Source organism: Persicitalea sp. (genome assembly GCF_041751555.1).
Classification (GTDB): Bacteria; Bacteroidota; Bacteroidia; order Cytophagales; family Spirosomataceae; genus Persicitalea.
This window is the reverse complement of record NZ_JBGSXF010000354.1, coordinates 1-8,974: the sequence shown is the minus strand read 5'-3', so window position 1 is coordinate 8,974 and position 8,974 is coordinate 1. Positions and strand designations below refer to the sequence as shown.

Genomic DNA, 8,974 nt, shown 5'->3' with positions numbered 1-8,974 from the left:
CTGGCGGCGGGCGTCAACTTCGGTACCCGCAACTTCTCGCGGGATCAGGATTACACGACCAATATTTTCACCAACGACGCGCTGACTTCCACCAAGTACCGCAATGTAGACAGCCGCGACTTGTCCAACTCCGTGGACATGAACCTGGACTACGTCCGCATCTTCAAGCCCGGCCACGAATGGTCGATCTCGACGCTGTACAGCGTGAGTAACCTGACGAACAACTTCAACGCCGATCTGCTCAGTTCGTCCCAGGAACTCACCGGACGACAGAAAAACCTGAACGACAACGTCAACAAGGAGATTACTCTCCAAACCGATTACATGCAGCCCATTGGCAAGAAACAGCAGATTGAGTTTGGTGTGAAGGGTATTTTCCGGGAAGTGAACAGCAACTATCAGTACCAATTTGCCGGGCCGACGGGCGTTTTCGCCACCGATGTCAACAACCCCGCCGGATTGCTCAACTACAATCAGAACATTGGAGCGGGGTACTTGTCCTATACCTTTGCCACGGCCAACAAGTACACCTTTAAGCTGGGTTCGCGCTTTGAACACACGATGATCGACGCCCTCGACCAAAATAGTGAGATCGAGATTCCGGCCTACTCCAACCTGGTGCCGAGCGTCAATATTTCCAAGGCCATCGGCAAAGCATCCACCCTCAAACTGGCCTACAACAAGCGGATTCAGCGGCCGGGCTTGCAGCAATTGAACCCCAACTTCAACCTGGCGAACCTGCAAAACATTAACATTGGTAATCCGACCCTGAAACCCGAACTGACCGACAATGTAGAGTTGAGCCTGAGTACTTCGATCAAGAAAACCTACCTAAACATGTCGCTGTTCAGCCGCTCGACCAGCAACTCCATCACCCGCATCACCACGCCCTCCGACTCGCTCATCGGCGCGGTAGTCACAACCTACCAGAACATCGGCCGCGAGCAGACGCTGGGGGCCAACGTGTTCGGCAACTTCTACATCACCTCCAAATGGACGCTGAACGGCGGCGTGGACCTTTACTACAACTACCTCGAAGGCATGCAAGTCGGTCTGACGGGCGTGTCCGAAACGGTCAGCAACTCGGGCTTCGTGATTGGAGGGCGGCTGCAATCGCAGATCCAACTACCCAACGGCTGGGGTATTCAGGCATTTGGCGGCTTCCGGGGCAACCGGGTACAGTTACAGGGCGTGCAGAGTGGCATGGGGATGTACTCGCTGGGTATCCGCAAGGATTTCCCCAACAAGAAAGGCAGCATCGGCCTGGCCGCCGACAACTTCTTCGGCGGGATGAAGATCAAAAGTACCCTCAACTCGCCGCTCTTCAACCAGGTAAGCGTCAACAATATCTATAACCAGAACATCAAGCTGACGTTCAGCTACAAGATCGGCAAGATGGCGCTGGTAGAGAAAAAGCGGACGCGCGGCGTGAAGAACGACGATGTAATGGGGGGGGATTCGAACTAAGAATCCTCTGAGGTTTCACACTATCCAATTCTCTAAGTTTTTATGTTTTCCTCACAATTCAATTTAAAACGAAATATAACATGAACAAGAAAACGCTCTTCACAATCGCCTTGCTGGCAGCTTCTTTTGGCGCATTCGCCCAAACCTGGAAAATGGATAAGGCCCACTCTAAACTGGGCTTCACGGTCACGCACCTGCTCATTTCGGAAGTAGATGGGAACTTCAAGGACTTCAATGTGACCCTCGCCGCCGACAAAGAAGACCTATCCGACGCGACGGTAGAGCTGACGGCCAGCATTAGTAGCGTCGATACCGATAACGAGCGCCGCGACGACCACCTGAAGAGTGACGATTGGTTTGCCGCCACGGTTCACCCGACCATGACTTTCAAAAGTACCTCGATCAAGAAAGTCGCCGACAAAAAGTATAGCCTGGCGGGTAACCTTACCATGCACGGCGTCGCTAAGCCAATCACGATGGACATGGTCGTGCTGGGGGTACGGGAACATCCCCGCACCAAAAAGCCGATGGCTGCCATCAAGGTGACTGGCAAGCTGAATCGTATCGACTTTGGCGTAGGAAGTGACAATACGGCTACAGTAGGCAACGAAGTGGAGATCAAGGGGGTAGGGGAATTTACCAAAGAGTAGTAGGCCCTACTTTCATCTGAAAATGACCGCCAGCGAATTCGCGTTGGCGGTCATTTTTTTAAATCTGGAAGCAATTTTACTCTTAAAAAGTAGTCCCCGTTATTATTTGGAGGGCTTTTGTTTTCAAATCGATGAGTGAAAAACTGTTGCTCTGTCTGGTCTCGCTTTGAAAGGTGTATTTACCCAATCCTCCGCTCATACGGACACTGACAGGGATAGTGACGGCTCCCCAGTGAAATTCCGAGCCGACGTTATTCCTGGTACCCAACAGGGAGCAAAAACGGTATCCAAATATCAGGAGGCATTTCTGATAGACTGGGCCAAGCATTGAAAGTGGTTGAAATAGGGTAGTTCTGTGGAGAGGATTGTTTCGAGAAACGGTGCATTTCCACTGTACACCCGAAAGGGTAAGGAAAATTTGCCTGGAATGATTTTTATCAGGAAAAACCGCGATAAACATCCTCTTCAAAAAATGACTGAAAAACACACGACCAACTCACACAATGAAGGCTCTGACAGTCTATTAAGCCGCAGACGCTTTTTTCTCACCACCGGTGCAGCTATTTTTACCACAACCATTTTGGCGTCTTGTAGTAAGGAAGAAGACGAGGTTATCCCCGAAACCGAGATTCCTGAAAAAGAAATAATTCCGGACAGGGATAAAACACTCGCCTTTTTCGGTGACAGCCTGACCATCGGCGCAGGAGGCACCGCACCCTATGGGAACATTGTCGCGGCGGCCTTACAAGGAAGGCCCGTAGTAAGCGACGGGATTGTGGGCCAGGGGGCCGCGAGCATCGCCGTCAGGCAGGGAGGTACCCCGCTCAAAATATCGGTCGAGGGAAATAAGCTGGACGGTATCAAGCCGGTAAAGATTACCAAGCTGAGCAATCAGTTTTTATCGACCCCTTTCAGAAAAGAAGAATACAGCCGCACGGGAACCATAAATGGCGTACGCTGCACCATTCGAAGGACCGAAGGCGAAGTGTATACGATTACGCCCGATACAGTGAGTGTGATCGACATTCCGGCGGATTCCGAGTTCCTGCTGGAGGGTGCGTCCAAGCTCAAAACCGCCACGCAGATTTTATGGTATGGCCGGAACAATATCGGTAAACCGGGCGCGGAAGAGGAAATCATTGCTTCCCTGGCCAGTTCGGTGGCCTATATCACCGCCCCCGCCCGATACGTCGTACTGGGAGTCCTTACCGAGGCGGATGAGAACAAAGGATCTGACAACTATAACACGGTACTTGCGATCAACGGAAAGCTTGCCGCCAAATACGGCGATGCCTACGTAAAGATGACGCCTCCGACTGACGCAGAACTAGCCGCAATTGGCTACAAACCGACGGCGGACGATCTTACCGATCTGGCAAACCTTAATTTTCCCCGTGGGTTGAGAGCAGACATCACGACCGACGATATCCACCTAAACGACAAGGGCTACCAAATCGTCGCTAACCGCGTGATCGAAAAGCTGAAGGCGCTCAAGTACTAGCTCCCTGCCGCTACTGCCAGCACATAGGGCTGGTTGTGCGAATACGTCCCGATAATTGAAACAGCAGCCACTTTACTGATGCATAGTGAGGTGGCTGCTGTTTGTGAACTGTGGGGCGTAGGTTCGGGCTACGAGTAGACCAAAACGGCGCTCTCCTTTTTTGGTTTGTGAAAAAAACGGTGCTCAGCATTGACCTCCTATCCTCGCTGTTTGCAGCAAGGCGCAGCAGATTATTCCTCTGTATGCTGGGACTATACCTAACGCGACTTCCTTCACGATGCAGGAAAGTGCGTCGGAAAAAGACGGTAGGATTATATGATACCAGAAGGTGTCAAAACCGACAATTACTATTTTTTGGCCGATCAAAGAAAAAGCCAGCGGCGCCGGGGTGGTAATGTTTACAAAGGTACTTTTCAGAATCAGATGCACGACCTTAAAACGCTTGTGCTGATGTGCCAGAAATTTTTGCGGATTGCGAGTCACAGACTCGGTGTATATTTAGCCAACAGTTGCAAACTGGCGATAGCGGGGGAATTTGCACTATACTAATTTAGCCTTATCAATTAAAAAGTACATGAAATCATTCATATCAATTCTCTGCCCGATCATTTCCATCCTTTTTATTTCAAGTTACGGTTCTTCCTCGAAAGAAACTGAAACTCAAATAAATATCTCCTGTCGCGAATGTGCTGGGATGGAAGTGTCTCTAACCAAATCTAATATTTTACACACTGGACTTAATGAAATTTATCAGTCTAAGTTTGATTCATTAGGGCGGACTAAAATTGAGTTTGTCCAAAATGATACGCTTAGCCTATTAGTGGTAGTTGGAAATAAAGATCAAGGTGAATGGAAATTTTACACGACTCTGTACTTTGAACCAGGGGCAAATATAGATCTTACAATTGAGAATGGATCCCCTAAGTTTGACGATGATTTAAAAATCATTAATTCATACTATCACAAAATTTTTCTTGTTGAAAAAGAAAGGAGTCAATATGTAAATACAAATGTAATTGATCGTATTTCTGCATCTTCTTTAGAACAACAGGTGTATTTAGATAGCTTAACGCAATTTGGTACAGAATTAAAACACCAGATAAAAGGGGATAGCTCTATTTCGGATTACTATAGGCAAATGCTACTCAACTATTTTTCCCTATATGAAATTACTCAACGCATGCATTTTGACACTGAAATCGCCAGAGCCGAAAGTAGTAACGATGATATGCGGGTCGTTTTAGACTCAACATTAACTAATGCATTCGAAGATTTGAGCTTGCACCCTAGTTATATTAATAATCCACACTATACTTGGTATTTGGAAAGAAGATTGAGGCCAATATTTGATAACATTTTGAACTGCCGGTATGATAATGAAGTAAAAACCGGCGTGTATGAATACGTTAAGGGAGCAATTATAAAGGATAAGAAATTGAATGATTATCGAGAATTTCTAATGGCTTTGTTTGTAGCTCATATGTCGATAGATTATTTGATGGATTATAATTTAGAATTGAAACTTATTGATTTGTTTCAAAAGGACTATCCTCATTCAAAATATTTAGAGGGATTAAAGTATATCGTTACTAATTATGATGAATTGAAACCTGGGATGCCTATGAAGGATCTAGTGCTGCACGATATTAATGAAAAAGAATTTAAACTTTCTGATTTAAGTGGGAATCTTGTATATATAGATATCTGGGCGACGTGGTGTGGGCCGTGTGTCGATGAATTAAAATACTCTGTAAAGCTATCGAAAAAATATTCAAGTCGTCCCGATTTAAAATTCCTCTATATCTCAGTGGACCAGCAAACAGAAAAATGGAGGAGGTTTTTAAGAAACAATCTACAAATTGAAGGATTACATGGTATCCAAAATTCTGAGTTTCTAGCGGATTCCAATATTGTCAATAGCTTGTATAAATTCAATGCAATTCCCAGATATATTCTGATTGATAAAGATGGAAATATAGTAACTACTAACGCCAAAATTCCCTCGGAATTATTATCTGACAATTACCTGGACTCCCTTTTAGCTATTTAATTAGGGCGATCTTTGATAGATTAACATTTTATCATTCAGGTTGTTGTGAAAATAATCTGATCAATAATCCGTCTACTGCCTTCCCCCTTGTTCGTCGTAGTGTTACAGCTGTTGTGCGTATGTCTTCCAAAGGGAGACTGCGTACTGAAAATGAATGGCCGTTTGCAACGGCTAGTTTCGTCAAAAGCTAATCCGCTCTTCACTAATCATAAGAGAACTCCCTCTTGGGATACGTTTTCATAAATAGGGGTTATCCTCTGCCGGGTGTGCCAGTCATTTTTTGAGTACACAAAGACAGAAAATCCTCTTCCAGTTCAAGGGCCAGGTAGTACATGGGATAGCGAAGTACCCTCTCTATGGCTAAATCCACCATTATACCAATCTGAGAGGACTCAGGCCACGGCGGTGCAGGCCCAGAATTGGATCGAGTGAGCAAGGGGTTTTCTCAAACTCAAATCTGCTTCTCTATGTCAGGCTGAAACGGCTGATTATAAAACCGCTTGCCCATGTTTTTGTACAAAGCGTTGGCCACCGCCGCAAATACCGGGGGAAAGGGCGGTTCGCCCAGTCCGGTGGGGTCAATGTCGTTTTGGACAAAATGCACGTCGATCGTCTTTGGTGCTTCGCGGTGGCGGATGAGGCGGTACTTGTCAAAATTACTTTGCTCGGCGGCTCCGTCTTTGTGGGTCAATTGACCGTAAAAAGCGTTGCCGATGCCATCTACTACGGCTCCCTGCACCATGTTAGTGGCCGCGTCGGGATTGACCACCACGCCGCAATCCACCGCGCTCGTGACCCGCTCCACGTAGGGTACTCCCTCACGGGTGACCACGTCCACCACGTGGGCAGCGTAGGAGTTGTGGCAGAAATAAGCCGCGACGCCCCGACTGTATTTGCCCTGGTCGGCACCACCCCAGCCCGACTTTTCCCGGACCAGCTTAAGTACCCCCGCGTAGCGGTCGGCGTCGTAGTCGTTGTTTTCGCCCACCGGATTTTTCTTGGCTCGCTCCAAAAGTTCCAGACGCAAATCGATAGGGTCTTTGCCCATTGCCTCGGCTACTTCATCCAGAAACGATTGCTCGGCGGCGGCGTTAAAGTTGGAACGGGGGGCGCGGAATGCCCCGATGGTGATGTTGGAAGGAATGGCCCAGCCCTCGGCCAGGTAGTTGTCCACGGCTCCCGCCGGGAAGCGGTTGGCATGGACGGGATGTTCGGGAATGCCGCCGCCTTTCACGTGGAAGGCGATCAGCTTTTTATCGGCGTCCAGCGCCGCGCGGTAGGTGGCTGTGTACATCGGGCGATAAATGCCGTAGGTCATGTCGTCCTCACGGGAGTAGATTAGCTTGACCGGGGCTTTAACTTTTTTGGAAATCAGCGCCGCTTCGTAGAGATATTGGGTATAGGCTCTCCGACCAAAACCGCCCCCCATGCGCGTCATGTGAATGTCGATCTTATCGGCCGGAAGATTCAATAGTTTTGACAGGGTAGGTTCTGCCCAACCCGGTGCCTGCAAGGGACCTGCCACTACCGCTTTTTCGGCTGTAACATCGGCAAAGAAATTCATCGGCTCCATGCAGTTGTGGGCCAGGAACGGGGCATTGTAGGTACGCTCAATCACCTGGGCCGCATTTTTGAAAGCCGTTTCGGGGTCGCCGTCTCTTCTTAGTTCCTGGGCAGGCTCATTGGCATATTCCTGCATTTTTGCAAGCTGCGTACTGGTACTTTCCAGCCCACCCGGAACGACGACCTCCCTTTTCTCGCCCCGACCCATCATGATGTCTGTGGTGTCGCCGGCAGGCTCCCACTGGGCGGTTAGCTTTTTGCGGGCTGTCATCACCTCCCAGGTAGTATTGCCTACCACTACTAGCATATCGTTGAAAGTGCGGGTATCGAAACCGCCCTGCTCGAAACCATCTTCGTACAGTTTCAGTCTGAAAACATCCCTGATGCCCGGCATTTTGAGCGTTTGCGAAGCATCAAACGATTTCAGCTTCATGCCGAAGGCGGGCGGGTGCTGAATCATGGCAATCAACATACCGTCGGCTCGGTAATCAAGGCCAAACAGGGGCTGGCCAGTCACTACTTTCATCCCTTCCACATTCTTTTTGGAATGCCGGACGATACTGAAATCAGCGGGTTCTTTTAGCGTCATTTCTTTGGGGACGGGTACCGTAGCCGCTTTTTCGGCGAATTCGCCGTATTTGCCCGTCTTCATCGTATCAGGATGGTAGAGTACGCCGGCCTTGGTCGTGACTTCCTCAACGGGCACGCTCCACGTTTCGGCGGCGGCCTGGCGCAGCATTTGCCGGGCCGCGGCTCCTGCCTCCCGGAGGGGTTTCCAGTACATCCTGACCGAGTTACTTCCGCCCGTGAACTGTGGCCCCAATTTCACATTGTCGTGCGGCCCCATTTCCACCACCACGTCTTTCCAGTCCACGTCCAGTTCTTCGGCGATAATCATCGGGAGAGAAGTCATCACATTTTGCCCGAATTCTGGGTTAGGGCAAAGTATCTTGACGATATTATCTGGTGTAATTTTGATGTAGCCCGTGAGTTCTGACCACTGCTCGGGCAGGTTCAATTCCTGCATTTTTTCGGCGGCCTTCGCGCTCGAGAGCCAGCTGAAACTGAGCATCAGCCCACCGCCCGCCAGTGCCGACGATTTTAAAAAGGAACGCCTGTTGTGAGTTGATTTTGTATTTTCCATGAGTCGATAGCTTAATTTAGATAGAGGAATAGCCGCCGGAAATCCGCCGGGACAATTATGATTTAGCCGCGGTTTTGATTGCCTCCCGGATGCGCAGGTAGGTGCCGCAGCGGCAGATATTACCGCTCATTCCCGCCTCAATTTCCTCATCGCTGGGGGTAGGATTAGTTCTCAGCAAAGCGGCCGCACTCATAATCTGACCAGACTGGCAGTAACCGCACTGGGCCACGTCGTGTTCGAGCCACGCTTGCTGCACCGGATGGTCGCCTTTTTCGGAAAGTCCTTCGATGGTCGTGATGGCCTCGTCGCCTACCGCCGAAACGGGTAGCTGGCAGGATCGCACCGCCGTGCTATTCAGGTGTACTGTGCAGGCCCCGCACTGAGCGATACCGCAACCGTACTTGGTGCCGGGCAGGTCGAGGTGGTCGCGCAGCACCCACAGCAGGGGCGTGGCCGGATCGACATCGACCGGGCGCGTTTTTCCGTTGATTTTCAGATTATATTTTGCCATGGAAGTGTTTTTTTGAATTGTGTAAAATACGGAAAAAATTTGACGGGTCAATTATCGTGGAGCGTACGGTATTCGTTGGGCGACTGTC

General features: G+C 49.3%; 6 protein-coding genes. 4 read left to right on the top strand and 2 right to left on the bottom strand.

What is annotated here, in order from left to right:
- The 4 genes from ACEW8P_RS12835 to ACEW8P_RS12820 all read left to right on the top strand — a co-directional run.
- Nucleotides 1-1,467, top strand: a 1,467-nt coding sequence (locus tag ACEW8P_RS12835) for an outer membrane beta-barrel family protein (RefSeq protein ID WP_373513475.1), incomplete at its 5' end; no start/stop codon positions are given.
- A gap of 80 nt (nucleotides 1,468-1,547) precedes the next feature.
- A complete protein-coding gene (locus tag ACEW8P_RS12830) occupies nucleotides 1,548-2,117 on the top strand; it encodes a YceI family protein (RefSeq protein WP_373513474.1) in 570 nt (189 codons plus the stop codon).
- Nucleotides 2,118-2,589: 472 nt separating this feature from the next.
- Nucleotides 2,590-3,618, top strand: coding sequence for an SGNH/GDSL hydrolase family protein (locus ACEW8P_RS12825; protein ID WP_373513473.1), 1,029 nt, complete (start codon nucleotides 2,590-2,592; stop codon nucleotides 3,616-3,618).
- 574 nt (nucleotides 3,619-4,192) lie between these two features.
- On the top strand, nucleotides 4,193-5,668 hold the full coding sequence (locus ACEW8P_RS12820; RefSeq protein ID WP_373513472.1) for a TlpA family protein disulfide reductase: 1,476 nt from the start codon (nucleotides 4,193-4,195) through the stop codon (nucleotides 5,666-5,668).
- A 451-nt stretch (nucleotides 5,669-6,119) separates the two neighbouring features.
- On the opposite strand, the gene ACEW8P_RS12815 is transcribed toward ACEW8P_RS12820, so the two are convergent.
- A complete protein-coding gene (locus tag ACEW8P_RS12815; RefSeq protein WP_373513471.1) occupies nucleotides 6,120-8,375 on the bottom strand; it encodes a molybdopterin cofactor-binding domain-containing protein in 2,256 nt (751 codons plus the stop codon).
- A 55-nt stretch (nucleotides 8,376-8,430) separates the two neighbouring features.
- Entirely contained in the window at nucleotides 8,431-8,886 is a 456-nt protein-coding gene (locus ACEW8P_RS12810) for a (2Fe-2S)-binding protein (protein ID WP_373513470.1), read from the bottom strand.
- Nucleotides 8,887-8,974 lie beyond the last annotated feature (88 nt).

Coding starts and splice junctions, on each gene's coding strand:
- ACEW8P_RS12830 (WP_373513474.1), top strand. CDS start 1,548: ATGAACAAGAAAACGCTCTTCACAATCGCCTTGCTGGCAGCTTCTTTT.
- ACEW8P_RS12825 (WP_373513473.1), top strand. CDS start 2,590: ATGACTGAAAAACACACGACCAACTCACACAATGAAGGCTCTGACAGT.
- ACEW8P_RS12820 (WP_373513472.1), top strand. CDS start 4,193: ATGAAATCATTCATATCAATTCTCTGCCCGATCATTTCCATCCTTTTT.
- ACEW8P_RS12815 (WP_373513471.1), bottom strand. CDS start 8,375: ATGGAAAATACAAAATCAACTCACAACAGGCGTTCCTTTTTAAAATCG.
- ACEW8P_RS12810 (WP_373513470.1), bottom strand. CDS start 8,886: ATGGCAAAATATAATCTGAAAATCAACGGAAAAACGCGCCCGGTCGAT.